General features: G+C 73.1%; 20 protein-coding genes and 1 pseudogene. 11 read left to right on the forward strand and 10 right to left on the reverse strand.

Annotated features, from left to right (window positions below):
* The first annotated feature begins 19 nt into the window (after nt 1-19).
* Nucleotides 20-934 (forward strand): tetratricopeptide repeat protein, encoded by a 915-nt coding sequence (locus BJ971_RS03870; protein WP_184989872.1) that lies wholly within the window; start codon nt 20-22, stop codon nt 932-934.
* Nucleotides 935-951: 17 nt separating this feature from the next.
* Nucleotides 952-1,849: pseudogene (locus BJ971_RS41950) on the forward strand (arginase family protein); the annotation flags it as partial.
* Nucleotides 1,850-2,459: 610 nt separating this feature from the next.
* On the opposite strand, the gene BJ971_RS03880 reads toward BJ971_RS41950, so the two are convergent.
* Complete coding sequence (locus BJ971_RS03880) at nt 2,460-4,388, reverse strand: penicillin-binding transpeptidase domain-containing protein (protein ID WP_184989876.1); 1,929 nt, start codon at nt 4,386-4,388, stop codon at nt 2,460-2,462.
* 213 nt (nt 4,389-4,601) lie between these two features.
* Between BJ971_RS03880 and BJ971_RS03885 the strand changes: the two genes are divergently transcribed.
* Entirely contained in the window at nt 4,602-9,566 is a 4,965-nt protein-coding gene (locus BJ971_RS03885; RefSeq protein WP_184989878.1) for an NAD-glutamate dehydrogenase, read from the forward strand.
* Nucleotides 9,567-9,654: 88 nt separating this feature from the next.
* The gene (locus tag BJ971_RS03890; RefSeq protein ID WP_184989880.1) at nt 9,655-11,805 is read left to right on the forward strand and encodes a heavy metal translocating P-type ATPase; all 2,151 of its coding nucleotides are present in this window, start codon (nt 9,655-9,657) and stop codon (nt 11,803-11,805) included.
* 316 nt (nt 11,806-12,121) lie between these two features.
* On the opposite strand, the gene BJ971_RS03895 is transcribed toward BJ971_RS03890, so the two are convergent.
* The 4 genes from BJ971_RS03895 to BJ971_RS03910 form a co-directional block, all read right to left on the reverse strand.
* Nucleotides 12,122-12,862, reverse strand: a complete 741-nt coding sequence (locus BJ971_RS03895; RefSeq protein ID WP_184989882.1) for a TetR/AcrR family transcriptional regulator — start codon at nt 12,860-12,862, stop codon at nt 12,122-12,124.
* Nucleotides 12,843-13,268, reverse strand: a complete 426-nt coding sequence (locus BJ971_RS03900) for a thiol-disulfide oxidoreductase DCC family protein (protein WP_184989884.1) — start codon at nt 13,266-13,268, stop codon at nt 12,843-12,845. The genes BJ971_RS03895 and BJ971_RS03900 overlap by 20 nt, the downstream gene beginning before the upstream one ends.
* Nucleotides 13,265-13,777 (reverse strand): hypothetical protein, encoded by a 513-nt coding sequence (locus BJ971_RS03905; RefSeq protein ID WP_184989886.1) that lies wholly within the window; start codon nt 13,775-13,777, stop codon nt 13,265-13,267. The genes BJ971_RS03900 and BJ971_RS03905 overlap by 4 nt, the downstream gene beginning before the upstream one ends.
* Nucleotides 13,778-13,874: 97 nt before the next feature.
* The gene (locus BJ971_RS03910) at nt 13,875-15,332 is read right to left on the reverse strand and encodes a glycoside hydrolase family 3 protein (protein WP_184989888.1); all 1,458 of its coding nucleotides are present in this window, start codon (nt 15,330-15,332) and stop codon (nt 13,875-13,877) included.
* A gap of 173 nt (nt 15,333-15,505) precedes the next feature.
* On the opposite strand from BJ971_RS03910, the gene BJ971_RS03915 reads away from it, so the two are divergent.
* The 3 genes from BJ971_RS03915 to BJ971_RS03925 are packed head-to-tail and all read left to right on the forward strand — an operon-like array spanning nt 15,506 to nt 18,446.
* Nucleotides 15,506-16,684, forward strand: a complete 1,179-nt coding sequence (locus BJ971_RS03915; RefSeq protein ID WP_184989890.1) for an ROK family transcriptional regulator — start codon at nt 15,506-15,508, stop codon at nt 16,682-16,684.
* 31 nt (nt 16,685-16,715) lie between these two features.
* Nucleotides 16,716-17,531: an ABC transporter ATP-binding protein gene (locus BJ971_RS03920; protein ID WP_184989892.1), complete on the forward strand. Its 816-nt coding sequence runs from the start codon at nt 16,716-16,718 to the stop codon at nt 17,529-17,531.
* 9 nt (nt 17,532-17,540) lie between these two features.
* Nucleotides 17,541-18,446: a ribokinase gene (locus tag BJ971_RS03925; protein ID WP_184989894.1), complete on the forward strand. Its 906-nt coding sequence runs from the start codon at nt 17,541-17,543 to the stop codon at nt 18,444-18,446.
* A gap of 1 nt (nt 18,447) precedes the next feature.
* On the opposite strand, the gene BJ971_RS03930 is transcribed toward BJ971_RS03925, so the two are convergent.
* Genes BJ971_RS03930 through BJ971_RS03945 form a run of 4 tightly spaced genes read right to left on the reverse strand, consistent with a single transcriptional unit; the run spans nt 18,448 to nt 20,773 of the window.
* Nucleotides 18,448-19,335, reverse strand: a complete 888-nt coding sequence (locus BJ971_RS03930; protein WP_184989896.1) for a methyl-accepting chemotaxis protein — start codon at nt 19,333-19,335, stop codon at nt 18,448-18,450.
* Nucleotides 19,332-19,874, reverse strand: coding sequence for a PAS domain-containing protein (locus tag BJ971_RS03935; RefSeq protein WP_184989898.1), 543 nt, complete (start codon nt 19,872-19,874; stop codon nt 19,332-19,334). The genes BJ971_RS03930 and BJ971_RS03935 overlap by 4 nt, the downstream gene beginning before the upstream one ends.
* A gap of 54 nt (nt 19,875-19,928) precedes the next feature.
* Nucleotides 19,929-20,294 carry a DoxX family protein gene (locus BJ971_RS03940; RefSeq protein WP_184989900.1) on the reverse strand — a complete coding sequence of 122 codons (366 nt, stop codon included), beginning with the start codon at nt 20,292-20,294 and terminating at the stop codon, nt 19,929-19,931.
* Nucleotides 20,291-20,773 carry a DUF6232 family protein gene (locus BJ971_RS03945; RefSeq protein WP_184989902.1) on the reverse strand — a complete coding sequence of 161 codons (483 nt, stop codon included), beginning with the start codon at nt 20,771-20,773 and terminating at the stop codon, nt 20,291-20,293. The genes BJ971_RS03940 and BJ971_RS03945 overlap by 4 nt, the downstream gene beginning before the upstream one ends.
* 73 nt (nt 20,774-20,846) lie before the next feature.
* On the opposite strand from BJ971_RS03945, the gene BJ971_RS03950 reads away from it, so the two are divergent.
* The 4 genes from BJ971_RS03950 to BJ971_RS03965 all read left to right on the forward strand — a co-directional run bounded on the left by BJ971_RS03950 (nt 20,847) and on the right by BJ971_RS03965 (nt 25,743).
* The gene (locus BJ971_RS03950; protein ID WP_184989905.1) at nt 20,847-21,620 is read left to right on the forward strand and encodes an enoyl-CoA hydratase/isomerase family protein; all 774 of its coding nucleotides are present in this window, start codon (nt 20,847-20,849) and stop codon (nt 21,618-21,620) included.
* Nucleotides 21,621-21,692: 72 nt separating this feature from the next.
* Nucleotides 21,693-22,253, forward strand: a complete 561-nt coding sequence (locus BJ971_RS03955; protein WP_184989907.1) for a hypothetical protein — start codon at nt 21,693-21,695, stop codon at nt 22,251-22,253.
* A 40-nt stretch (nt 22,254-22,293) separates the two neighbouring features.
* Nucleotides 22,294-24,054, forward strand: a complete 1,761-nt coding sequence (locus BJ971_RS03960) for an Hsp70 family protein (RefSeq protein WP_184989909.1) — start codon at nt 22,294-22,296, stop codon at nt 24,052-24,054.
* A 66-nt stretch (nt 24,055-24,120) separates the two neighbouring features.
* Entirely contained in the window at nt 24,121-25,743 is a 1,623-nt protein-coding gene (locus BJ971_RS03965) for an acetolactate synthase (protein WP_184989912.1), read from the forward strand.
* Nucleotides 25,744-25,747: 4 nt separating this feature from the next.
* On the opposite strand, the gene BJ971_RS03970 is transcribed toward BJ971_RS03965, so the two are convergent.
* On the reverse strand, nt 25,748-26,086 hold the full coding sequence (locus tag BJ971_RS03970; RefSeq protein ID WP_184989914.1) for a PLD nuclease N-terminal domain-containing protein: 339 nt from the start codon (nt 26,084-26,086) through the stop codon (nt 25,748-25,750).
* Nucleotides 26,087-26,098 lie beyond the last annotated feature (12 nt).

The following is a 26,098-nucleotide window of genomic DNA, read 5'->3' on the forward strand; positions in this document are numbered from 1 at the left end:
CGTGCGAGACTAGGTAACCATGAGCGACCCACGGACCACTCCGTCGATCTTCACCCGCGGCGCGGTCGACCTCGGTGCACTGCGTCCCGCGAACAAGCCCGCGCCGGCGGGCCCCGCCGGACCGGCGGGGCCGGCGAATCCCGCGCCGTCACCGGGTGGCGCGCCGCCCTCGGTGATCGATGTGACCGAAGCGAACTTCCAGGCGACGGTGCTCGAGCTGTCCATGACCACCCCGGTGATCCTGGACTTCTGGGCCGAGTGGTGCGAGCCGTGCAAGCAGCTCTCCCCGTTGCTGGAGAAGCTCGCGGCCGAGGGCGCCGGCAGCTGGGTGCTCGGCAAGGTCGATGTGGACGCGAACCCGCGGCTGGCGCAGGCGCTGCGGGTGCAGGGCATCCCGATGGTGATCGCGGTCGTCGGCGGTCAGCTCGTCGAGGGCTTCACCGGCGTGCTGCCCGAGGCGCAGATCCGGCAGTACGTCGACGCGGTGCTCAAGGCCGGCGGGGTCGAGGTGGCCGCGCCCGAGGACCCCCGGCTCGACGCCGCCGACGACGCGCTCATGACCGGCGACCTGGACGCGGCCGAGGCGGCGTACCGGAAGATCCTGGCCGAGTCGCCGCAGGACCACGCGGCCGAGTCCGGCCTGGCGCAGGTCGAGCTCTACCGCCGGGTCGCCGGCGTCGACGCGGAGAAGGCGCTGGCCAAGGCGGCGGCCGACCCCGACGACCTGGCGGCCCAGCGGCTCGCCGCGGACATCGAGGTCCTCAGCGGACAGGCCGCGGAGGCCTACGAGCGGCTGGTCGCGGCGGTGAAGCGTTCGAGCGGCGAAGATCGGGATGCCGTCCGCAAGCATCTTCTGTCACTCTTCAACGTGGCCGGACCCGACGACCCGGCCGTGGCCGGCGCGCGGCGCGCGCTGGCCAGAGCGCTCTTCTAGGCAAGTACGGGGGCTCCATGCGCCGCATCGCCGTGCTCGACGCACCGTCCAACCTCGGCCTGCGCCCGCCGACGGCGACGGCGGTCCCGGGCTGTGCCAAGGCGCCCGGAGCCCTGCGCGACCACGGCCTGCTGCGCCGCCTGAACGCCCGGGACGCCGGCTGCCTGACCCCGCCGCGATACGACGCGGGGGACTGGCGGCCCGGCGACGGGGTCTGCCACGCGCAGGAGATCTCCACCTATTCGCGCCGGCTCGCCGACCGCATCGGCGCGATCCTCGACCAGGGCGAGTTCCCGGTGATCCTGGGCGGCGACTGCTCGATCGTGCTCGGCTCGGCGCTGGCGATGCACCGGCTCGGCGAGGCGGTCGGCGGCCGGATCGGCCTGGTCTTCGTGGACGGTCACTCGGACTTCCGGCACCCGGGCAACGCGTCCTACGTGGGCGCCGCGGCCGGCGAGGACCTGGCCCTGGTGACCGGCCGCGGCCAGACGGACCTCGCGGCGATCGAGGGCCGGCGGCCCTACTACCGCGACATCGACGTGGTGGTGATGGGCATCCGCGCCCAGGACGAGTACCGGCTGGACCTACAGGCGGCGGGCATCGTGACCCGTCCGGTGCCGGCGCTGCGGGCGGAGGGCGCGGCGCGCAGCGCGCAGTGGGCCCGGGACCAGCTGGTGGACTGCGCGGGCTACTGGGTGCACGTGGACGTCGACGTGCTGGACCCGGCGGTGATGCCGGCGGTGGACGCGCCGGAGCCGGGCGGGATCGCGTTCCCGGAGCTGGAGCTGCTGCTGTCCGGCCTGGTCGAGTCGCCGCACTGCCTGGGCGTGGAGATCACGGTCTTCGACCCGGACTACGACCCCGACGGCAAGTACGCGGAGGAGATCACGACGACGCTCGTGGCCGGGCTGAAGGCGGCGCACGCGGTCGACGCCCGGCCGGACCTGGTGGAGGCGCGCCGGGACCTGGCCGGCCCCGGCCGGCTCGCACCCGCCGCGGCCAACCGGCCCGGCAGGCTCGCGCCCGCCGCGGCCGCCGTGGTGGTTGAGGACGTCCCGGAGGCCGTCGAGGAGGCCGCGGAGCCCCTCGAGGAGGCCGCGGAGCCCGTCGCGGACGTGGAGCCCGTCGCGGACGTGGAGCCCGTCGCGGACGTGGAGCCCGACGCCCCGGACGCCGGGGACCCGCCCGCCGATCTCGACAGTGCGGACGATCCGCACATCGAGGCGGCCGCCGACGCCGACGTGGTCGATGTCGATCCGTTCGTCGCGCCCGCCGTGGACGACGGTGATCCGGTCGACGATCTCGGGCCGGTCGTGACCGAAGACCTCGCCGTGGACCCGGACCCCGGGTATGACGACTCCGTGACGCACGCGGAGACCCGGCCGCTGGGGCTCGCGCCCCGGCTGGACTCCAAGCCGCTGCCGGCGACCATGCCCGGCATGCTGCGCCCGCGCGCGGCCGAGGACTTCACCCTCCCGGCCCAGCGCCCGGCCTTCGAGGTAGTCCCCGAGCAGCCCGCCGACCTCTAGGGGTTCAGCGCGGTCAGGAAGCGCTCGGCGATCGGGACCGCCGCCTCAGCGCCCGCCCCGCCCTTCTGCACCATCACCGCGAACGCGATGTCGCCCTGCCAGCCCACGAACCAGGCGTGGGTCTCCTCCTCGCCGTCCTTGAACTCGGCGGTGCCGGTCTTGCCCGACACCGGCTTGCCCGGCACGCGGGACAGGCCCGTGCCGGTGCCCTTGGTGACCACCTCGCGCATCATCGCCTGCAACGGCCGGATCGACGTCTCGGCGAGCTGCGGGCCGTCCGCCACGCGGCCGGGCGGCGCCGGCTCGAGGACCAGCGCCGGCTGCTTGAACTGGCCGCGGGCGACCGCCGCGGTCGCGCCGGCCATCGCCAGCGGGCTGACCGCCGTCGCGCCCTGGCCGAACGTTGCCGCCGCCAGCTCCGTCGGGCTGCCGGCCGGGGAGATTTCGCCGCTGAACGCCTCCGTGCCGAGGTCCCACTTCGCGCCGAGGCCGAGCTTGGCCGCCGCGTCCCGCAGGCCGTCCGCGCCCAGCTTGGGCGCGAGGTTGACGAAGGCGGTGTTGCAGGACTTCGCGAAGTCGGTGTGGAACGGGACCGAACCGAGGACCATGCCGTGCGAGTTCTTGAACTCGCGGCCGTCGACGGTCTTGGTCTTCGGGCAGGCCACGGTGGTGTCGGGGGTGACCGCCTTCTTGTCGAGCAGGCCCAGCGTCGAGACCATCTTGAACGTCGAGCCGGGCGGGACCCGGCCGCTCATCGCGGTGTCCACGCCGCCGCCGTCCGGGCCGTTCGCGACCGCGAGCACGCTGGAGTCGCTGATCCGGACCGCCACCAGCGCGCTGGGCTGCTTCTCGCCCGCGACCGCCCGGTCGGCCGCGTTCTGCGTCGCGACGTCAAGCGTCGTCTTCACCGGCTCGCCGGCGACCGGCTCGGTGCTGAACAGCTGCGAGTCCTCGATCTGGTCGTCGGGCGTCCGCCGGGCGATCACCACGGACTGGCCGGCGATGCCGCGCAGCCGGGCGTCGTAGCGCTGCTGCATCCCGCCGTGGCCGACCTGGTCGCCCTCGCGCAGCACGTCCGGGTTGTTGTCCAGGTCCTCGCGGGTCGCGGTGTCGACAGTGCCGAGCAGTGCCCGCGCGAACTGCCGGGTGGGCGCGAGCTCGCGCTTCGCCTCCTGGAAGACGGTGCCCTCCAGCGCGCGTACCCGATCCCGGATCTTGTTGTAGTCGGTGCGCCGGAGGGTGACGATGTCGATGAAGGCGCCCTCGTCGGTGGCATTCTTGATCCGCTCCCGCACCGCCTTGGCGTCGACGTCGACGTCGACGGACTTGAGGATCTTGCCGAGGTCCTTCAGGAGGGCGGCCTGGTCGGTGATCCGCAGCGGGGTCACGCCGACGATGACGACGTCGCGCTCGGTGACGATCGGCGTGCCGTCGGCGCCGAGGATGTCGGCCCGGTCGGCGCTCTTGTGGCGCAGCTCGAGCGCGTCACCGGCGGTCAGCTCGCTGTGCACGATCGACGGCTCCCACACCACGCGCCAGCCGTCGCTGTCGCGCTTGGTGAGCCGGACGGTGCTCTGGTACGACCAGGACGTGCCGCCGGGCAGCGTCCAGTCCACCTTCACCGGGCTGGAGGCGATCTCGCCGGTCTCCTTGGGCTTGCCCAGGGCGGTGAGCAGCAGTGACGACTTCTTCAGGTCGCCGGAGAGCCCCTCCAACTGGGTGAAGACGTCGTTCGCGGAGATCTTGGAGCCGTCCGCAGTGACGAATCCCACCTTGCTCAGATCGTCGTCGCGCCAGCCCCGGAGGAAGTCGTCGAGCGTCTGTGCGGGTCCGTCCGAGCTCGAGCAGGCGGTGACGCCGCCGACCAGCAGCAACAGGGCGGCCAGCGCGGCCGAACCCCGTCCGGAAAATCCGGTGCGGCGCATTATGTCACCTTCCTCGGGCGCGAATACGAAAAACCTACGGAACGGTAACCGGACCAGGGCCGCGATGTTGCCCCAAGGTGGGCGAGATGACGCAAATTCGGTGTCGGATCTTTATCCCGCACCCCGGGTGTGCCCGCGCCGTCGGAGGCACGCTCTAGGCTGATGGCCGAGACGTCGAACCCACAGTGTCGTGGGTGAGGGGAGCGCTGGGCCATGGCTGTCGCCGACGAGGCAGCGATCGAATCCGATCCGGAACTCGACTTCGGGCCCAGTCCCGGGCCCGCCCTGACGGGCCGGCTGGGCACATCCGACAACGAGCTCGACGAGCCGCTACCCAATGCCGAGCGCCTGGTGGCGCAGGCGGTCGCGCTGGCGGGTGAGGACCACGGCACCGCGTCGCTGGTCGGCAGGTACTGGCGCTTCGCGCCGGACGAGGAGCTGGTCGGCGACACCCCCGAGGGGATGTTCGCCGCCGCGCTCGCGCACCGGGAGCTGGCCGCCACCCGCCTCCCCGGCGAGCTGCGGCTCGACATCAGCGCACCGGACGAGGCGCAGCCGCACACCGTGCTGTCGATCGTCACCGACGACATGCCGTTCCTTGTCGACTCGGTCACCGCCCTGCTCACCGCGCACCAGCTCGGGGTGCACCTGCTCGTGCACCCGCTGATCGTGGTCCGCCGCACCAAGGCCGGAGAGCTGACCCAGGTCGAGGCCGACGTCGAGCCCGACGACGCGATCGACGGCGACCTCGTGGAGAGCTGGATCCGGGTCGAGATCGACCCGGTGCGCAAGGCCGAGGCCCGCGAGCAGCTGCACCAGGAGCTGCGCCGGGTGCTGACCGACGTCCGCGACGCCGTCGACGACTGGCCGCGGATGCGGCAGCGTGCGGTCGTCATCGCCGACGAGCTGGCCGCCGCGCGCGGCTCCGATCGCAAGCTCCCGGTGCCGGACAAGGACGTCACGGACTCGATCGAGCTGCTCAAGTGGCTCGCGCACGACCACTTCACCTTCCTCGGCTATCGGGAGTACCAGCTGGTCGGCGACGTGCTGACGGCCGTGCCGGGCAGCGGCCTCGGCATCCTGCGCGGCGAGGGCAGCCCCCCGCGCAAGCTCTCCTCGATGGCGCCCGAGGCGCACCAGCGCGCGCTGGAGAAGCGCCTGCTGGTGATCACCAAGGCCAACTCGCGGGCCACCGTGCACCGGTCGGCGTACCTGGACTACATCGGTGTCAAGGTCTTCCACGAGTCCGGCGAGGTCATCGGCGAGCGCCGCTTCCTCGGCCTGTTCTCGAGCTCGGCCTACCGCACCAGCGTCCGTGAGCTGCCGGTGGTGCGCCGCAAAGTCGCGGAGGTGCTGGACCGCTCGGGGTTGTCGCCGCGCGGGCACTCGGGCAAGGACCTGCTCCAGATCCTCGAGACCTATCCGCGCGACGAGCTCTTCCAGATCAAGACCGACGATCTGTACGAGGCGGTCGTCGGCGTGCTGCGCATGGCCGGCCGCCGCCAGCTGCGGCTGTTCCTGCGCCGCGACGGCTACGGCCGCTTCATCTCGTGCCTGATCTACCTGCCCCGCGACCGGTTCACCACCGCCAACCGGCAGAGCATGCAGGAGATCCTGCTCCGGGAGCTGAACGGCGTCGGCGTCGACTACACGACCCGGGTGACCGAGCGGATGCTCGCCCGCGTGCACTTCATCGTGCGCACGGACCCGGCCGATCCGCCGGGCGTCGTCGACCCCAACTCGCTGGCCGAGCTGCTCGCCGACGCGACCCGGATGTGGGACGACGACTTCTCCCTGGTGCTGGAGCGCAAGCTGGGCGAGGAGCCGGCCAAGGACCTGTTCGTGCGCTACGCGCCGGCGTTCCCCGACAGCTACAAGGACGGACACACGCCTTACGAGGCGGTGCAGGACATCGCCAAGCTGGAGCTGCTGGAGGAGCCCGGCCAGCTCGAGATGCACCTGTACCGCAAGCGGCACGTCAACCGGGAGGGCTGTGCCGAGCCCGACGACGCCGACGTGCGGTTCAAGGTCTTCCGCTACGGCGAGCCGATGCTGCTCTCGGCGGTGCTGCCGGTGCTGCACTCGCTCGGCGTCGAGGTGGTCGACGAGCGGCCCTACGAGGTCCGCCGCCCCGACGGCACCGTCTACCTCTACGACTTCGGCCTGCTGCCGCCCTCCTCGCACCACGAGCTGTCCGAGGTGCGCCCGCAGGTGGAGAACGCCTTCGCGGCCGCCTGGCGTGGCGAGGAGGAGGTCGACGGCTTCAACGAGCTGGTGCTGCGCGCCGGGCTGACCTGGCGTCAGGTCGTCGTGCTCCGGGCGTACGCGAAGTACCAGCGCCAGACCGGCAACGTCTTCTCCCAGCGCTACGTCGAGTCGACGTTCATCGCCTATCCGGAGATCGCCCGCCTGCTGGTGCGGCTCTTCGAGGTCCGCTTCTCGCCCGGGCTGGAGATGGTCGAGGAGGAGCGGGCGCGCCGCGGCGCCGACCTGGCCGCGGAGATCACCACGCTGCTCGACGGCGTCGAGAGCCTGGACCAGGACCGGATCCTGCGGTCCTTCCTGACGATGATCCAGGCAACCCTGCGCACCAGCTTCTTCCAGCGCGGCGCCGACTCGCGTCCCAAGTCGTACGTGGCGTTCAAGCTGGACCCGCAGGCCATCCCGGACCTGCCGGCACCCCGGCCGAAGTACGAGATCTTCGTCTACTCGCCACGGTTCGAGGGCGTGCACCTGCGCTTCGGCGCCGTGGCCCGGGGCGGCCTCCGCTGGTCCGACCGGCGCGAGGACTTCCGCACCGAGGTGCTCGGTCTGGTCAAGGCGCAGATGGTGAAGAACGCGGTGATCGTGCCGGTCGGCGCCAAGGGCGGCTTCGTGCTCAAGCAGAAGCCGGGCGATCGCGACGAGGCCGTCGCGTGCTACCGGCTCTTCATCGGCGCCCTGCTCGACGTCACCGACAACATCCACAGTGGCAAGATCGTGCCGCCGGTCGACGTGGTCCGGCACGACGGCGACGACCCCTACCTGGTGGTGGCGGCGGACAAGGGCACGGCGACGTTCTCGGACATCGCCAACGAGATCTCGGTGAGCAAGGACTTCTGGCTGGGCGACGCCTTCGCCTCCGGCGGCTCGGCCGGCTACGACCACAAGAAGATGGGCATCACGGCCCGCGGTGCGTGGGAGTCGGTCAAGAAGCACTTCCGGGACCTGGGCACCGACACCCAGTCGCAGGACTTCACCGTGGTCGGCGTCGGCGACATGTCCGGCGACGTCTTCGGCAACGGGATGCTGCTCAGCGAGCACATCCGGCTGGTGGCCGCGTTCGACCACCGGCACATCTTCCTGGACCCGGACCCGGACGCCGCGGCGTCGTTCGCGGAGCGCCGCCGGCTCTTCGAGCTGCCGCGTTCGTCGTGGGCGGACTACGACGCCTCGCTGATCAGCGAGGGCGGCGGGGTCTTCCCGCGCTCCGCGAAGTCGATTCCGGTGACGCCCCAGGTCCGCGCCGCGCTCGACCTCGGCGACGCCAAGGCCGTCAGCCCGGTGGACCTGATGCGGGCCATCCTGGCCGCACGCGTCGACCTGCTCTGGAACGGCGGCATCGGCACCTACGTGAAGGCGACCGCGGAGACGCACGCCGACGTGGGCGACAAGGCCAACGACGCGATCCGGGTCAACGGGGCACAGGTCCGGGCCAAGGTGGTCGGCGAGGGCGGCAACCTGGGCCTGACCCAGCGCGGCCGGATCGAGTACGCCCGCACCGGCGGCCCGCAGGACGAGAGCGGTGCCGGACACGGCGGCCGCATCTTCACCGACTTCATCGACAACACCGCCGGCGTGGACTGCTCCGACCACGAGGTCAACATCAAGATCCTGCTCGGCGGGGCGGTGACCGACGGCGAGCTGACGGTGCCGGCCCGCGACGAGCTGCTGGCGGCGATGACCGACGAGGTCGCGGCGCTGGTGCTGCGCGACAACTACGAGCAGGCGACGGCGCTCGGCAACGCCCGGTCGCAGGCGCATTCGCTGCTGCCGGTGCACCGCCGGATGCTGACCACCCTCGAGCAGTCGGGGCAGCTCATCCGGGAGCTCGAGGCGCTGCCGTCCGACAAGGAGCTGGCCGCCCGCTACGAGGTCGGCGAGGGGCTGACGGCGCCGGAATTCGCGGTGCTGCTGGCGTACGTGAAGATCTCGCTGGAACGCCAGGCCCTCGCCGACGTGCTTGTCGACGAGGAGTGGACGAACGTCGTCCTCGCCCGGTACTTCCCGACCCCGCTGCGGGAGCGGTTCGGGGCACGGATGGCCGGTCACCGGCTGCGCCGCGAGATCATCTCGACGTCGCTGGTCAACGAGGTGGTCAACCGCGGCGGCACGTCGTTCGTCTTCCGCGCGATGGAGGAGAGCGGCGCGTCCGCGGCCGACGTGATCCGCGCCTACGTGGTCGTCCGTGACGTCTACGGCCTGCCCGAGGTGTGGGAGGCCGCCGAGAATCTGGACAACGAGGCGCCGACGTCGGCGCAGACGCTCGTCTTCCTGGAGACCCGGCGGCTGCTGGACCGGGCGGTGCGCTGGCTGGTCAGCAACCGCCGCTCGCCGATAGACGTGGCCGGCGAGATCGCCCGGCTGCGCCCCGGCGTGAGCGCGCTGCTGGTGCAGCTTCCGACCGTCGTCATCGGCGCGGAGCGCAGGTCGCTCGAGGAGCACGTGGCCACGCTCGCGGAACGCGGCATCCCGCAGGAGCTGGCCGGTTCCGTCGGCCGGGTCGTGTACGGCTTCGGCCTGCTCGACATCCTGGAGACGGCGGCCGCGACCGGCCACGACGCGACCGAGGTGGCGAAGGTCTACTTCGTGATCTCGGAACGCTTCCAGATCGACGTGCTGCTCTCGCACATCTCCCGGCTGCCGCGCGGCGACCGCTGGCAGACCCTGGCCCGCATGGCGCTGCGCTACGACCTGTACGCGGCGCTGGCGGGCCTGACTGCCGAGGTGCTCCAGTCGACCTCTTCGGAGGCGGCGCCCGAGGAGCGGGTGGCCGAGTGGGAGCAGGTGAACGCGGCCTCGATGGCCCGGGCGGGCAACGCGATGGGCAGCGTGGAGGAGTCGCCGGCCGACCTGGCGGCGCTCTCGGTCCTGCTCCGGCAGATCCGCACGCTGGTCAAGACCTCCTCGGCCGGCTGATCCGAACGGCCGCGCCCGGTCGCCACGCGGGACCGGGCGCGGTCGCGTCAACGCCGTCGGGTACCCCCGAGGGGTATATGCTGGCATCATGACGCAGCAGATCGAGCTGGACATCGGCGGCATGACCTGTGCCGCCTGTGCCAACCGCATCGAGAAGAAGCTCAACCGTCTCGAGGGCGTCACCGCCACCGTCAACTACGCCACCGAGAAGGCCCGGGCCACGGTCCCGGCCGGTGTCGGCGCCGCCGATCTCATCGCAGTGGTGGAGAAGACCGGCTACACGGCAACCGAGCCCAAGGCCGCCACGGCCGCGGCGGAGCGGGTGTCCGACCCGCTGCGCGTCCGGCTACTCGTCTCGGCCGCGCTGAGCGTGCCCGTCATCGTCCTGGCCATGGTCCCGGCCTGGCAGTTCACCTACTGGCAGTGGCTCTCGCTGACGCTCGCCGCGCCCGTGGTCGTCTACGGCGGCTGGCCCTTCCACCGCTCGGCGTTCGTCAACCTGCGGCACGGCGCCGCCACCATGGACACCCTGGTCTCGCTCGGCACGCTCGCCGCGTTCGGTTGGTCGCTGTGGGCGCTCTTCCTCGGCGACGCCGGCGTTCCCGGCATGACGCACCCCTTCGAGCTGCGGGCCGGCACCGCCGGCGACGCCATCTACCTCGAGGCCGCGGCCGGCGTGACCACGTTCCTGCTGGCCGGCCGCTACGCCGAGGCCCGCGCCAAGCGCCGGGCCGGCGACGCCCTGCGCTCGCTGCTGGCCCTGGGCGCCAAGACGGTCACCCTGGTGGACGGCCGGGAGATCCCGGCCGACCGGCTCCAGGTCGGCGACGTCTTCGGCGTGCGGCCGGGTGAGAAGGTCGCCGCGGACGGCGTCGTGGTCGACGGCGCCTCCGCGGTCGACCAGAGCCTGCTCACCGGCGAGTCGGTGCCCGTCGAGGTCGGCGTCGACGACCCGGTCACCGGCGGCACGGTCAACGCGGGCGGCCGCCTCGTCGTGCGCGCCACCCGCGTCGGCGCCGACACCCAGCTCGCCCAGATGGCCCGCCTCGTCGAGGAGGCGCAGGACGGCAAGGCCGCGGTGCAGCGGCTGGCCGACCGCATCTCCGGCGTCTTTGTGCCGGTGGTGATCGCCCTGGCGGTCGCGACGCTGGGTTACTGGCTCGGTTCCGGCGCGGGCACCACCGCCGCGTTCACCGCCGCCGTCGCCGTGCTGATCATCGCGTGCCCCTGCGCGCTCGGCCTGGCGACGCCGACCGCCCTGCTTGTCGGCACGGGCCGCGGCGCCCAGCTCGGCATCCTCATCCGCGGCGTGGAGGCGCTCGAGTCGACCCGGCGGGTGGACACGATCCTGCTCGACAAGACCGGGACGGTGACGACCGGCGCGATGACGGTGTCGCGGGTCGTGCCCGAGCCGGGCTGGGACTCCGCCGGGGTGCTGCGGCTGGCCGGCGCCGTCGAGGCGCCGTCCGAGCACCCGCTCGGCCGGGCCATCGCCCGGGCCGCCGCGGCGGGGGCGGAGCTGCCCGCGGTGAGCGATTTCCGGGCGACCGCGGGCGTCGGCGTGCGTGGCGTCGTGGAGGGCGCCGCGGTGGAGGTGGCCCGCGGCGCGGGCGACACCGCCGAGACGTGGGTCGAGCTGCGCGTCGACGGCACGGTCCGCGGTCGCATCGCGCTGGCCGACGCGGTACGCCCGACGAGCGCCGCCGCCGTCCGCGGCCTGCGCGCGCTGGGCCTTGAACCGGTGCTGGTCACCGGCGACGCGCCCGCGGTGGCCGAGGCGGTCGCCGCGCAGGTCGGCGTGACCGAGGTGATCGCCGGCGTGCTGCCGGCGGGCAAGGTGGACGCGGTCAAGCGGTTGCAGGCGCGCGGCCGCTCGGTGGCGATGGTCGGCGACGGGGTGAACGACGCGGCCGCCCTGGCCCAGGCCGACCTGGGCGTGGCGATGGGCGCGGGCAGCGACGTGGCGATCGAGGCGTCCGACCTGACCATCCTGCGCGGCGACCTCACCGCGGCCGTCGACGCGGTGCGGCTGTCCCGCCGTACCGTGACGATCATCCGGGGGAATCTGTTCTGGGCCTTCGCCTACAACGTGGCGGCGCTGCCGCTCGCGGCGGCGGGCCTGCTCAATCCGATGATCGCGGGCGCGGCGATGGCGCTCAGCTCGATCTTCGTGGTGGCCAACAGCCTGCGGCTGCGCCGCTTCAAGCCGGCCGTGTTCGACGCGACTGCGGCAGAGTGAGCCGGGCGCCTCAGCCCGATGACTGCTCCCGAAACCATCGGGGCGCCCGGCTCACCATCTGTGCCGCGGGGGAATTCGGACCGGTCCCGAGGTCCGAAGCCCTGCGACATCCCCAGATCCACCTGCATCGGTAACGCTACGTGGCGACTGCCGCACCTCGGAAGCGTTCGGTACGCGAATTGGCCGAACGGTTGGCCGCTCTCGGGCGACAGATCCGGCTATTGCCACACAACAGGGCGAAAAGTGTTACGTTCTGATTCGGTCAGTTGACGACTTGATCACTATCAGTGATGACGGTCATCAGTGCGGAGAGTTATCAGTCCCGGCGGATCGAGTCGATGAGCGCGAGGACCTGCCGCAGTGCCGGCCGCAGCACCCGCAGCCGGGAGAGGCCGACGAGCCGGTCGACGAGCGGGACGATGCCATCGATGAGCCGGCGGGTCCGGCGCTGGTCGGGCGAGCGGTCGTAGACCCAGAAGAGCACCACGCCCATCCAGCTCAGCCAGAGCAGCTCCGGCAGCTCCTTGCGCAGCTCGGGGTCGAGCTTGGCGGACGAGCCGTCCACCACGTCCCGGAAGATCGCGATGGCCGCCTCGCGGGCGGGCGACGACTCCCGCGAGAACGGGCTGAGCGGCGACGACGGCTCGGCCGCCGACTTGAAGAACGTGGCGGCGAACGAGTGGTACGGCTCGTTGACGTCGATGCCGGCGTGCAGCACGCCGCGTAACCGGGCGGCGAAGTCCTTCTCGTTCGCCAGCACCGGCTCGGCGGCGACCCGGTGCGCGAGCTGGTTGCGGTCGTAGAACCCCTGGATCAGGTGTTCCTTGGAGTCGAAGTAGTAGTAGGCGTTCCCGACCGCGACGCCCGCCTCCTTGGCGATCGCCCGCATCGTGGTCTCGGTGAAGCCACGCTCCCGGAACAGCCGCAGCGCGGTCTCCAGGATCAGCTGCCGGGTCTGCTCGCCCCGGGCCCGCCGCGGCTTCTCGCCCGTGCCGTCCTGCTCGGGGTGCGGCGGCGCGGCCGGCTCGTCGGCGGGATCAGCGGCAGCGGTCGTCACACACGTCACCGTAGTCTTCCGTCCGCGTCGCCTGCCGCGCGGCGGCGGCCGCGGCGATGAAGCGGCGCGCGGCGGGCAGCAGCCGCGGCGAGGCGAGCCGCTCGGCCATCGCGCGGTAGTCCGCCAGCGCCCACAGGCAGGCCAGCCACGCACCGTCCGATACGTACACCAGGCCGCCGTCGGTGATCACCGTCAGGTCCCGCAGCGTCGCGGCATGGTCCAGCCCGGGGAAGCGCCGCCGGGCCTCCGGCGACCCGGCCGCGACGAACTCCAGGGGTACGAGCTGAGCGCGCCCCTCGAGCCAGTGATGCGCGGTCCTGCAGATGGGGCAGCCCTCGTCGTACAGGACGGTGAAGTAACCGATCCGGCCGGCCCCGTGTCCGGCCGGATCGACGGAGACGGTCACGCCGGCCCGGGCGGCGGCACGGGTCCCGCGATTCCCTGGCCGGGCCAGTTCGCGGTCGGTCCGGGCCGGGTCGCGCCCTGGCCGGGCGCTCCCGCGGCCGGGCCGCCGGGCGGCGGCTGCATCGGGAGTCGTCCCGCCGGCGGAAGCGGCGGCAGGGTCTGCTGCTGGCGCAGCCGGCCGCGGCGGTAGCGGTTCAGCAGGAACACGTTGCAGACGTGCAGCACGCCGAGCACCAGCAGGACGAAACCTATCTTGTAGGAGAGCGTCTCCAGGGCCTTCGCCGCGTCCGGCACGTCGGCGCTGGAGCGCATCGCCACCGCGACGTAGCCGAGGTTCAGCAGGTAGAACCCCATCACCAGCAATTGGTTCACGGCCCGCGCCAGGCGGCTGTCCGCGAAGACGTCCTCCAGGAACACCAGTCCGTTGCGAGACAGCGTCGTCGCCACCCAGACCGTCAGCCCGACGCTGACGATCACGTAGGCGAGGTACATCCAGACCTTGTGGTCCACGGTTCCAGCCCTTCTTTGAACACGTTCAATTGGTGTCGGCTCAGCGTAGGTCCTTATTTGAACGCGTTCAAGGAGACGTGGAGCACAAAGTGACGGGCTAGATGTCGCGGGTTAGGCCGAGGGCTTCCGCCGCCGCGCGGCCGTTGGCGTGGCTCGCGCCGTAGGTGGTGACGAAGGCCCGCGCAGCGGCCGGTCGCCAGGCGGACGGCCAGCCCATCTCCACCACGGCGACGGCGTGCCCGGCCGCGAGCCGCTCGATCAGCGCCCGGGTCGCCTCGGCCCGGTGGGTGTGCCGTCCGACGAGGACGATCGGCCGCGGCCCGGCCCGCTCGGCGAGCGACTCGGGCGAGGTGTCCGCGGCCACGACCGTCACCTGCTCGGTGCCGTTCAGATGCGGCCGCAGGCCCCACGGCACCCGGCCCTCGGCGATCGAGTGGCCGGACTCGAGCTGCACGACCAGCGGCTCGGTGAGATCCGCGAGGGTGCCCTCGACCCGGATCGCGCGGCGGGCGGCCGCGTAGCCGAGCGCCGGGTCGTGCGCCGCGGGCGGAACCGGGCGCCGCGTCCACGCGGCCATCGCCGCGTTGCGCTCGACGGCCTCCTCGAGCCGGTCCGGGGTCAGCCGCCCGTCGCGCACCCCGGCGATGATCTCCGCGGTGACGGCCTCGACGAGCGCCGCGTCGACGCGTGCCCCGATGCAGAGCAGGTCGGCGCCGGCCGCGAGCGCGAGCACGGCCGCCCGGCCGATGCCGCCGGCCGCCACCGCGGCGCCCTTCATCTCCAGTGCGTCGGTGATGACCGCGCCGCGGAAGCCGTAGTCGACTCGGAGCAGGTCGGTCAGCGCCGCCCGGCTGAAGGTGGCCGGTCCGGCGCCGGTCAGCGCGGGTACCCGGATGTGCGCGGTCATGATCCCCAGGGACCCGGCGGCGACCGCGGCCGCGAACGGCGGCAGGTCGCGCTCGCGCAGGACGGAGAGCGGGACGTCGACGGTCGGAAGCTCGAGGTGCGAGTCGGTCGTCGTGGCGCCGTGGCCCGGGAAGTGCTTCGCGCAGGCGGCGACGCCGGCGGCCTGTAGCCCGGTGACCGCGGCGGCGGCGTGCCGGGCCACCAGTAGCGGGTCGGCGCCGAACGAGCGGGTGCCGATGATCGGGTTGTCGTCGGCGGTGTTCACGTCGACCGTCGGTGCCAGGTCGAGGTTGACGCCCGCGCCGGCGAGGTCGGCGCCGATCGCCGCGTACACCGTGCGGGTGAGGTCCGGGTCGTCGACGGCGCCGAGCGCCGCGTTGCCGGGGTAGGGACTGCCGGTCCGGTGCGCCAGGCGCGTGACGTCGCCGCCCTCCTCGTCGATCGCGATGAGGACGTCCGGTCGCGCGGACCGCAGCTCGTCCGTGAGCCGGGTGAGCTGTACCGGTTCAGCGATGTTGGTGCCGAAGAGGGTGTGGCCGGCCAGGCCCTCGGTGAGCAGTCGCAACGCCCATTCCGGGGCAGATTTCCCCGCAAAAGCGGCGAGCTGCGTCCCGAGCGCGAGCCGTCGTAGGCCCGGGTCGATCGGCATGGTTTCCTTCCCCGGTTCAGCTCTGGTTATCCTGCCGACCGAGCTGCCATGATCGTCGAATGTCTATCGGACATGGCACACGGGCGGTGGGGCTGCTGACCGTTACGCTGCCGCTACCTGATGTGCGCCGATAACGTAATAGGAAATAATCCTAAATACTAGGGGACGTAGTTATGGCTGCCACCCGCCTTCCGGGGACACCCCGGTTGCTGCGTGCGCTCAACGACCGCGCCGCGCTGGAACTGCTGCTCACGAAGGGCCCGCTGACCCGGGCGCAGCTCGGTGAGATGACCGGTCTGAGCAAGGTCACCGCCTCGCAGTTGGTCGAGCGCCTCGAGGAGCGCGGTCTGGTACGCCGTGTCGGCGAGCAGGCGGGCGGTCGCGGCCCGAACGCGCAGCTGTACGCCGTCACTCCCGGTAGTGCCCATGTTATCGGTGTCGAGGTCCTGCCGGACCGGGTCATCGCGGCGTGCGCGGACATCACCGGCGACGTCGTCGGCCGCAGCGAGCGGTCGACGCAGGGCGACGACGACCCGGTGCGCGCGGTGCACGGCGCGGTCGTCGAGGCGGCCGAACAGGGCGGCACCGACATGGCGTCCGTGCGCCGGGTCGTGCTGGGCACCCCGGGCCTCGTCGACCCGCAGACCAGCGAGGTCTCGTTCGCCTTCGACCTGCCCCGCTGGCACCGCGGCCTGCTCGCGGAGCTGCGCAAGGACCTGAGCACCCCGGTGGTCTTCGGCAACGACGTGAACCTGGCCGCCGTCGCCGAGCAGCACACCGGCGCCGCCAAGGGTCACGACGACTTCGTGCTGATCTGGGTCGGCCGCGGCGTCGGCCTCGCGACCGTCATCGGCGGCCGCCTGCACCAGGGCAGCACGGGCGCGGCGGGCGAGATCGGTTACCTGCCGGTGGCCGGCGCCGAGATCCCGCGCAACGCCAGCAAGCGCGGCGCCAAGGGCGCCTTCCAGACCCTTGTCGCGTCGGACGCCGCCAAGGCCATCGGCCGCAAGTACGGCTTCCGCGGCGCCGAGTCCGCCGACGTGGTGCGCGCGGCCGTCGAGGCGGGCGCGGCGGGCGAGCCGGTGCTGGACGAGCTGGCCGGCCGGCTCGCCCTCGGCGTCGCCGCCATCTGCGTCGTCCTCGACCCGCCGCTCGTCGTGCTGGCCGGCGAGGTGAGCCAGGCCGGCGGGATCGCCCTGGCCGAGCGGGTGGAGCAGGAGGTCGCCGCCATCACCCTGGTCGCGCCGAAGGTCGTCATCAGCGAGGTCGCGGTCGAGCCGATCCTCAACGGAGCCCTGCTGACCGCCCTGGAGTCCGTCCGGGAAGAGGTCTTCGGATCCACCACGGGATAGCCCCTGTCCTGGTGCATGGTTGGATGGACGCGTGCTCGATGCGGCGACTCCCACACCACCCGACGACGACACCGTCATCTCCTTCGACCGGGTGAGCGTGATCCGCGGCGGCAGCTTCCTGCTGCGCGGGCTCAGCTGGCAGGTCGAGCTGGACGAGCGATGGGTGGTGCTGGGGCCGAACGGCGCCGGCAAGACGACGCTGCTGAACCTCGCGTCGGGCCGGCTGCACCCGTCCCGCGGCAACGCCTGGGTGCTGGGCGAGCGGCTGGGGCGCACCGACATCAACGAGCTGCGTACCCGGATCGGGCTCAGCACCGGGCAGTTCGCCGACCGGGTGCCGCCGACCGAGCGGGTCCTCGACGTCGTGGTCACGGCGGCCTGGTCGGTCGTCGGCCGCTGGCGGGAGAGCTATGACCCGCAGGACGAGGCGCGGGCCCGGGCGCTGCTGCACCAGATGGGGATGGGCACGCTGATCGACCGCGAGTTCGGCATCCTCTCCGAGGGGGAGCGCAAGCGCACCCAGATCGCCCGCGCGCTGATGACCGACCCCGAGCTGATGCTGCTGGACGAGCCCGCCGCTGGGCTGGACCTGGGCGGCCGCGAGGACCTGATCGGGCGCCTCACCGAGCTGGCCGAGGACCCGGACGCCCCGGCCCTGGTGCTGGTCACCCACCACGTCGAGGAGATCCCGCCGGGCTTCACCCACGCGATGCTGCTGCGCGAGGGCACGGTCGTCGCGGCGGGCCTGCTGGGCGAGACGCTGACGGCCGATAATCTGTCCAAGACGTTCGGGCTGCCGCTGGTGGTCCAGCGCAACGGCGACCGTTACATGGCGCGGGCGGCCTGAGGCGCCACGATGGCCGTCTCACCGCCCCGGGTCGTGGTCGCCGGCAGCGCCAACATGGACCTTGTCGGACTCGCCGCCCGCCTGCCGCTGCCCGGCGAGACCGTGCTGGGCGACGAATTCGTGATGACGCCCGGCGGCAAGGGCGCCAACCAGGCCATCGCCGCGGTCCGTGCCGGCGCGGTCTGCGTGATGCTGGGCGCGATCGGCTCGGACGCGTTCGGCGTGACGATCAAGGCCCGGCTGAACGCGTCCGGCGTGGACACCGCGAACCTGCGCACCAGCTACGGCGCGTCCGGCGTCGCGGTGATCATGGTGGACCGCGCGGGTGAGAACTCGATCATCGTGAGCCCGGGTGCGAACAGCTCGTTCGCGGGCCTGAGCGCGGCCGAGACCTCCGCCATCGCGGAGAGCGACGTGCTGGTCTGCCAGCTGGAGATTCCCGTGGAGACGGTGCTGGCCGCCGCGCAGGCGGCGCGGGCGGGCGGCACCCGGGTGATCCTGAACGCCGCGCCCGCCCGCGAGTTGCCGCCGGAGCTGCTCGCGGCGGTGGACCTGCTGGTCGTCAACGAGGGCGAGGCGCGGGCGATCACCGGTTCGCCCGAGCCGGACGTCGCGGGGCTGCTGGCGCTCGTGCCGCGGGTGGTGCTGACCCTCGGCGGCGCCGGCTCCTGGTACGCCGACCGCGACGGCGCCGACGAGCGGATACCGGCCTGCGCGGTCGAGGTGGCGGACACGACCGCGGCCGGCGACGCGTTCACCGGAGCGCTCGCGGTGGCCTGGGGCGAGGGCCGTGACCTGGTGGACGCGGTCCGCTGGGCGAACGCGGCGGGCGCCGCCTGCGTCCGCAAGGTCGGCGCCAGCAACGCACTGCCGACCCGTGCCGAGATCGACGAGCTCTACGCCCGGAGCAATTAGCTCAGCTCTGCCGGGCCATCGTCACGAAGCGGTGCACCTCGCTGCGGAGCACCTCGGCCAGCTGGCTCAGCCCGGCCGTGCCGGAATCCTGCCCGCCGTCGACGGCGGTCGCGATGCCGTTCACCAGGCCGCTCATCTCCCGCAGGCTGGCGGTCACCGTCTCCAGCACGCCGATCGAGTCCGCCGCCGCCTGCTGGACGGTGTTGACCTGGCCGAGGATCTCCTCGCTGGAGCTGCTTGTCTCGTTGGCCAGGTTCTTGACCTCGTCGGCCACCACGCTGAAGCCGCGGCCCGCCTCGCCCGCGCGGGCCGCCTCGATCGTCGCGTTCAGGGCCAGCAGCCGGGTCTGCGACGCGACCGAGTTGATCAGATCGACGGCCGTCCGAATCTGGTCGGAGGCGCTGCGCAGCGAGCTGACGGTCTCGACGCCCCGCTCGGCCTCGGTGACCGCGTCGCGGGCGAAGTCCGCAAGGCCGTTCGCCGAGGCGCCCATCTCCGTCGCGGCGGTCGCCACCTGCTCGGAGACGGTGAGCACGGCGTTCTCGAGCTCATCGGCGAGCGCCGCCCGGGAACGGCCGGCCTCGTCGAGCCGGTCCGAGGACCGGCTCATCTGCTCGATGGACTCGGAGATCCGCGCGGCCGCCTCGCGGAACGCGCCCCGCATGCCGCGGGTGAGGAAGCGCCGGTGGAAACGGCCCTCGGCCGCCGCGGTCAGCGACGCACCGGCCTCGCGGACGAAGGTGTCCGTGTTGTCGAGCAGGCGGTTGAGCGCCGTCCGGGCGGCCTGCGCCTCGGCGGACTCCTCGAGCGGCGGCACCCGGGCCTCGAAGTCGCCCGCCGCGGCCCGCTCGCAGACCTCGGTGATCAGGCGCAGGGTGTCGGCGTTCACCGCAGGGCCCCGTTCGTCAGCGACCAGACGAACGCGTCGTAGGTCTGCCCCCGGTCGTCGAGCAGCCGTTGCAGCATCGCCCAGGACGCGTCGAGGCCGGCGGGCGAGGCGGCGTGGCGCAGCTCCTCGGCCCGCAGGTCGGCGTAGATCCGGCTGATCTCGGCGACCGCGGCGTCGTCGGGGCGGCGCCGGCTGGAGTGGTAGCCGACCAGCCGGCCGTGCTCGTCCACCGAGGGCGTGACGTGCGCAAGCACCCAGTAGTGCGCGCCGTCGAGGGCGAGGTTCTGCACGTACGCGAAGACCTCGCGCCGATCGCCGATGGTCTCCCAGAGCAGCTTGAAGACCGCGCGGGGCATCTCGGGGTGGCGGATGATGTTGTGCGGCTGCCCGATCGCCTCGTCCTCGCGCAGCGCCGAGATCCGCAGGAAGACGTCGTTGGTGTAGGTAAGCAGGCCCCGGGGATCGGTCTTGGTGACGATCAGCTCGTCCTCGCCGAGTTTGCGTTCTACGCCGGTCGGCGGCACATGGGTGGCCTTCATGGTTCCCGTATCGTCGCCGGTCACGGACCGGCAGCGGGGCGGATTGGCCGGAATTCACCGACGGGCGACGCGCAGTCCCCAGAGGACCAGCGGCACCTGTAGCGGCAGCCGGGCGTACGCGATGGCCCGGCGCGCGGGTGACGCGTGCCGCCAGTCGACCGCCATCTTGATGTTGGCGGGGAACACCGCGGCGAAGAGGCCGGCGGCGGCGAGGCCGCCGAGGCGCCGGGTGCCGGGGTTGGCGATCGCGGCGGCGACGGCCAGCTCGGCGGCGCCGCTGAGGTAGGTCCAGGTCCGCGGGCCGCCGGGCAGCGAGCGGGGCACGATGGCGTCGAAGGGCCGGGGCGCGGCGAAATGCAGCACGCCGGTGGTGGCGAGCAGCCAGGCCAGCGCCGGCGCGCCGGAGCGTCCGTCGTTCATCGCGCCTCCGGTGCCCGGCTCGGCGTGGGGTCGTCGTCGACGGCCCGTTGCAGGGCCCGGTAGATCTGGCCGAAACGCCGCTTGTCGGTCGTCGCGAGCAGCAGGACGTCCGCGCCGTCGACCCGGGCCCAGATCTCCAGGCGGTGGCTGCCCCGGTCGTAGGAGCGGTCGACGAACTCGAGGAGCACGTCGGCCAGGGGCAGGGCGGCCAGGCCGATGAGCACGCCGCCCCCGGCCAGCACGATCGTCGTCGTGGTCGACGCGTCGATGACCAGGGCGATGAGGACGCCGATGGCGCCGATGACGACCGGTGTGATGATCGCGAGGACAAGGGCGCCACGACCCGCGACATTGCCCCACGCCCGGCGGCCGCGCCGGTGCCAGACCTGCGCCAGGTCACCCAGCCGGTAGTCGCGCCCGCCCATCCGGACTCCGGTCGAGGTGACCAGAACGTCCGGGCCACGGTAGTAGGTGGTCATCACCCCTCCTCGGGGCAATCGTACTTACCCTTACGCTGTCAGCTGTCTGAACGATCGCTAGGGAGGCAAACGCGTGGGTGAGTTCGTGCGACTGGAGACGAGCGGCGGCATCGGCACGATCCGGCTCGAGCGGCCACCGATGAACGCGCTGAACACCCAGGTACAGGAGGAGCTCCGGGAGGCCGCGCGGGCCGCGACCGCCGACGCCGAGGTCCGGGCCGTGATCGTGTACGGCGGGGAGAAGGTCTTCGCCGCGGGCGCCGACATCACCGAGTTCACCACGACCACGTTCCAGGAGATGACCGTCCGCGCGACGGCGCTCTCCGGCGCGTTCGACGAGGTCGCCAGGATCCCGAAGCCGGTCGTCGCCGCGATCACCGGCTACGCGCTCGGCGGCGGCTGCGAGCTCGCCCTGGCCTGCGACTGGCGGGTCGTCGCGGACGACGCCAAGCTCGGCCAGCCGGAGATCCGGCTGGGCATCATCCCGGGCGCCGGCGGCACCCAGCGGCTGGCCCGGCTGATCGGACCGGCGAAGGCCAAGGACCTGATCTTCTCCGGCCGCATGGTCGACGCCGAGGAGGCACTGCGGATCGGGCTCGCCGACCGCGTCGTGCCGGCCGCCGACGTGTACGCGAGCGCGGCCGAGCTGGTCAAGCCGTACCTGAACGGTCCGGCCCTGGCCCTGCGCGCCGCGAAGCTGGCGATCGACGGCGGCCTGAACACCGACCTCGCCTCCGGGCTCGCGTGGGAGAGCCAGCTGTTCGCCGGCCTCTTCGCCACCGACGACCGGGTCGAGGGCACCACGGCTTTCGTCGAGAAGCGCAAGCCGAAGTTCACCGGGCGCTGAGCGGGCGGCTCAACCGAGAAACGGGCGCGGGGATCTCGCGGATATCGATCTGTTGCCATAAAGTGCCTCTCTGTGACGACGTCCGGCTTGCGCGTGACCCCGGTCCGGCGCACCGTCGCGATCGCCGTGGCGCTGGTGACCGGTCAGGCGCTGCTGTGCGGGGTCATCGGCGTCGTCACGTTCGGCGAACCGGGCGACACGAAGACCGGTGCCCGCGCCGCCGGGCCGGAGTTCCGCGGGCCGCCAGCCGTGGCGCCGACCGCGAGCGTCCCGCCCGCGGTCGCAGGACCCTCGGCGAAGCACTCGACGCGTAGACCCGAGGCCGCGCCGACGCGGACCGCCTCGCGCCCGCCACCGCCCGCGGAGACGCCGGGGCCGCCCGCGCGGCCGGCCCTGCCGCAGACGGCCATCGCGCTCCCGCCGGCGCCGCCGGACACCGGCACGCCCTCGTCGGCGCTCGTGCCGCCACCCGCGCCGCCGCCCGCGCCGCCGGCCGACGGCGAGGAGACGCAGGCGCCGGTCCGGGTCTGGGACCGGTGCGACGAGGAGGGCGCGGCCGGCCTGACCGCCGACGGCCGGGCCGTGCGCTGCCTGCGCGGCCGCCACGGTGACCTGCGCTGGCGGCTCGTGTAGGCAGATCATCTACTTCTCGGCGGGGCCTACACTGGCGCGCATGTCCATCGAAGCGGGTCGGCACTCCCTCGGCATCGACTTCGGCACCTCGAACACCGTCGCGGTGGCCCGCTGGCCCGACGGGCGGGCGCGGCCGATCCTCGTCGACGGCTCACCGCTGCTGCCGTCGGCCGTGTACGCCGAGCCGAGCGGCAGCCTCGCCGTGGGCCGCGACGCGGTGCACAGCGCCCGGCGCGACCCGGCCCGTTTCGAGCCGAACCCGAAGCGCCGCATAGACGACGGCCTCGTGCTGCTCGGCGACCAGGAGCTGCCGGTCGTCGACCTGATCGCGGCCGTGCTGGTCCGGGTGGCCGACGAGTGGCACCGCGCGGTCGGCCCGGTGCGCCCCGAGACGACCCTGACCTGCCCGGCGACCTGGGGAGCGACCCGCCGGGGCCTGCTCGCCGAGGCCGCCGCCATCGCGGGCCTCGAGCGGGTCCGGCTGGTGGCCGAGCCGGTCGCCGCGGCCACCTACTTCGCCGAGGTGCTCGGCCGCGACGTGCCGATCGGGTCCGTCGTCGTGGTGCACGACTTCGGCGCCGGCACCTTCGACGCGAGCGTGGTGGCGCGCACCGCGGAGGGCTTCGAGGTGCTCGCCGTCGACGGCCGCGACGACATCGGCGGCCTTGACGTGGACGCGGCGATCGTCGAGCACATCGGCAAGCTGGTCGCCGAGCGGGACGCGGCCGTCTGGCAGCGCCTGTCCGAGCCGGAGACGCTGGAGGACCGGCGCGCCAAGCAGCAGCTCTGGGAGGACGTGCGGATCGCCAAGGAGCGGCTGTCGCGCATCCAGTCCGCCGACGTGGTGGTGCCGCTGATCGATCTCGAGCTGCACGTCACCCGCGAGGAGCTCGAGGAGCTGGCCCGGCCGCTGCTCGAACAGACCGTTCGGGTGACCAAGGACGTGCTGAACTGGGCCGACCTGCCGGACGGGCGCCTGGCCGGGGTCTTCCTGGTCGGCGGCGCGAGCCGGATCCCGCTGGTGGCGACGCTGCTGCACCGGGAGCTGGGCGAGGCGCCGGTCGCCATCGAGCAGCCCGAGCTGGTGGTCGCGGAGGGCAGCATCCTGGCGGACGCCGCGCTGCTGGCCACGGAGCCGGCCGCGCCCGGCCCGACGGCCGAGATGCGCCTGGTCTCCCGCGACAACCCGGTCGTGCCGTCGCCGCGGGCCGCGGTCGACGACATGGACACGGTGCCCTCGGCGAAGCCCTCGCCGGGCCTGCCGCCGCCGGCCGTCGACCCGTGGCCGGACGCGCAGCAGCACTGGGTGCCGGACCCGGACCAGACGGTCGCCTCCGAGCCGTCCTGGGACGTGCACGCCCTCCAGAACACCCCGACCGGCGCCGCCGCGGTCTCGGCGCCCGCCGCCACCCGGCCCCTGCCCGCGCCCGCGGCGACCCGGCCCCTGCCGGCGGCCCCGGCACCGGGTACGACGAAGCGCGCCAAGCGGGCCGCCGCCCGGCCGGCGCCACCCACCGCCGCCGCGCGGCCCGTCTCGCCCTCCGCGGTCTCCTCGCGGCCGGTCTCGCCGCCGGCCCGGCCCGGCGCGGCCGTTCGTCCCGCGCCCGCCGCCCGCAAGGCGGCGCCGCGCCGCCGGCGATCCGGCGGGGCGCTGCGCTTCTTCCAGGTCTTCCTGAGCGTCGTATTCCTGGTCACGGTGCCGCTGGTCGCGCTGGTGGCGGCGTACAGCGTCAGCGCCGGGGTGCCCATCGACGCGGCGGTGGACCGCCTGCTGGAGGAGTTCGCCCGACTTAGAGGGTGAGTCCGGCTCATCTTTTCCCGGCGTCCCCGGTAGCGTGCTGACGAGGATCAAGCGGCGGGAGCTGGCATGTCGGAGATGATCGAGGGCCACGGCGGGGAACTGGCGCTGGCGGCCCTGCGGGCGTACGGGGTGACCGAGATGTTCACCCTGTCCGGCGGGCACGTCTTCCCGCTCTACGACGCCGCGCACAAGGCCGGATTCCCGATCTACGACGTGCGGCACGAGCAGTCGGCCGTCTTCGCCGCTGAGGCCGTCGCCAAGCTACAGCGCCGCCCGGGCCTGGCCGTCCTCACCGCCGGTCCCGGCGTGACCAACGGCGTATCGGGCCTGACCAGCGCCTTCTTCAACGCCTCGCCGGTGCTGGTGATGGGTGGCCGGGCGCCGGCCTTCCGCTGGGGCTCCGGCAGCCTCCAGGAGATCGACCACGTCCCGCTCGTCGCGCCCGTCACCAAGTACGCCGCCACGGTCGCCGGCACCGACCAGATCCCCGCCGAGGTGGCGCGGGCGCTGACCGCGGCCCTGACCGCGCACCGCGGCCCGGCCTTCCTCGACCTGCCGCTCGAGGTCCTCTTCTCCAGCGAGGACGTCGCCGCGCCCGGCGCTCCCGAGATCCCGGTCATCGAGCCCGACCCCGAGGACGTCGCCCGGGCCGCCGAGCTGCTGGCCACGGCCGAGCGCCCGGTCATCATCGCCGGCTCCGACGTGTGGGGCGGCAACGCGATCGCCGAACTGCGTGCCGCCGCCGAGGCGTTGCAGGTCCCGGTCTTCGCCAACGGCATGGGCCGCGGCGCGCTGCCGCCCGGCCACCCGCTCGCCTTCGCCCGGGCCCGGCGCCCCGCGCTCGACCAGGCCGACGTCGTCGCCGTCATCGGCACCCCGCTCGACTTCCGGCTCGGCTTCGGCGAGTTCGGCGCCGCGCGGGTCGTGCACATCGTCGACGCGCCCACCCAGCGCGCGGGCCACGTCGAGACCGCCGTCTCGCCGGCCGGCGACCTGCGGCTGATCCTCGCGGCGCTGGCCGACCACGCCGGCCCGCGCGCCGACCACAGCGGATGGATCGACGGCCTGCGCGTGGCCGAGGACGCCGGCAAGGCCCGCGACGCCGAGGCGATGGCCGCGGAGAGCGACCCGATCAAGCCGGCCCGCGTCTACGGCGAGCTGCGCAAGGTGCTGGCACCGGACGCGGTCACCATCGGCGACGGCGGCGACTTCGTCTCGTACGCCGGGCGCTTCCTCGAGCCCGCCCAGCCCGGCACCTGGCTCGACCCCGGCCCGTACGGCTGCCTCGGCACCGGCATGGGCTACGCGATGGGAGCCCGGGTCACCTACCCCGACCGGCAGATCTGCGTCCTCATGGGCGACGGCGCGGCCGGCTTCTCGCTGATGGACGCGGAGTCACTGGCCCGGCAGAAGCTGCCCGTGGTGATCGTGGTCGGCAACAACGGCATCTGGGGTCTCGAGAAGCACCCGATGCAGGCCATGTACGGCTACGACGTCGCCGCCGACCTACAGCCCGGGCTGCGCTACGACCACGTGGTCGAGGCGCTCGGCGGCGCCGGAGAGACGGTGGAGAAGTCGTCCGAGCTCGGACCGGCGCTGGAGCGCGCTTTCGACGCCGGGGTCCCGTACCTGGTCAACGTGCTGACCGACCCGGCGGACGCGTACCCCCGGTCGTCCAACCTGGCCTGACCGGCTACTCGTCGTTCTTCTCCAGCTCGCGCTCCCACTGGTCGAGCAGCTCGCGTTCGCGGCGGGACCGCTCGGTGTCCATTGAGCGCAGGAAGTCCGGGTCGTCGTCGGGCGAGGTCGGTCGGGGGCCCGTCCGGCGCACCGGGCCGCCCTCGTGCGGCGGCGGCACCGGTCGACCCCAGGCGAAGTAGGCGAGCGGGCCGATCAGGGGTATCAGCAGGATGACGAGCACCCACAGGGCGCGCGGCATGTTGCGTACCCGATCGGCCGACAGCACGCCGATGAGCGCGAGCACCAGGAGCACGAGCTGCACCGCAGCGAGGAGGACGAACAACCGGACCATTAGGCAATGATG

The sequence above is a fragment of the Amorphoplanes digitatis genome, assembly GCF_014205335.1.
Lineage (GTDB): Bacteria > Actinomycetota > Actinomycetes > Mycobacteriales > Micromonosporaceae > Actinoplanes > Actinoplanes digitatus.

Bases quoted from the DNA above. Each gene is read 5' to 3' on its own strand.
- BJ971_RS03940 (WP_184989900.1), bottom strand. From the start codon at position 20,294: ATGAACGACGGACGCTCCGGCGCGCCGGCGCTGGCCTGGCTGCTCGCC.
- BJ971_RS03885 (WP_184989878.1), top strand. From the start codon at position 4,602: ATGGCTGTCGCCGACGAGGCAGCGATCGAATCCGATCCGGAACTCGAC.
- BJ971_RS03935 (WP_184989898.1), bottom strand. From the start codon at position 19,874: ATGAAGGCCACCCATGTGCCGCCGACCGGCGTAGAACGCAAACTCGGC.
- BJ971_RS03925 (WP_184989894.1), top strand. From the start codon at position 17,541: ATGGCCGTCTCACCGCCCCGGGTCGTGGTCGCCGGCAGCGCCAACATG.
- BJ971_RS03880 (WP_184989876.1), bottom strand. From the start codon at position 4,388: ATGCGCCGCACCGGATTTTCCGGACGGGGTTCGGCCGCGCTGGCCGCC.
- BJ971_RS03970 (WP_184989914.1), bottom strand. From the start codon at position 26,086: ATGGTCCGGTTGTTCGTCCTCCTCGCTGCGGTGCAGCTCGTGCTCCTG.
- BJ971_RS03870 (WP_184989872.1), top strand. From the start codon at position 20: ATGAGCGACCCACGGACCACTCCGTCGATCTTCACCCGCGGCGCGGTC.
- BJ971_RS03960 (WP_184989909.1), top strand. From the start codon at position 22,294: ATGTCCATCGAAGCGGGTCGGCACTCCCTCGGCATCGACTTCGGCACC.
- BJ971_RS03945 (WP_184989902.1), bottom strand. From the start codon at position 20,773: ATGACCACCTACTACCGTGGCCCGGACGTTCTGGTCACCTCGACCGGA.
- BJ971_RS03890 (WP_184989880.1), top strand. From the start codon at position 9,655: ATGACGCAGCAGATCGAGCTGGACATCGGCGGCATGACCTGTGCCGCC.
- BJ971_RS03910 (WP_184989888.1), bottom strand. From the start codon at position 15,332: ATGCCGATCGACCCGGGCCTACGACGGCTCGCGCTCGGGACGCAGCTC.
- BJ971_RS03915 (WP_184989890.1), top strand. From the start codon at position 15,506: ATGGCTGCCACCCGCCTTCCGGGGACACCCCGGTTGCTGCGTGCGCTC.
- BJ971_RS03965 (WP_184989912.1), top strand. From the start codon at position 24,121: ATGTCGGAGATGATCGAGGGCCACGGCGGGGAACTGGCGCTGGCGGCC.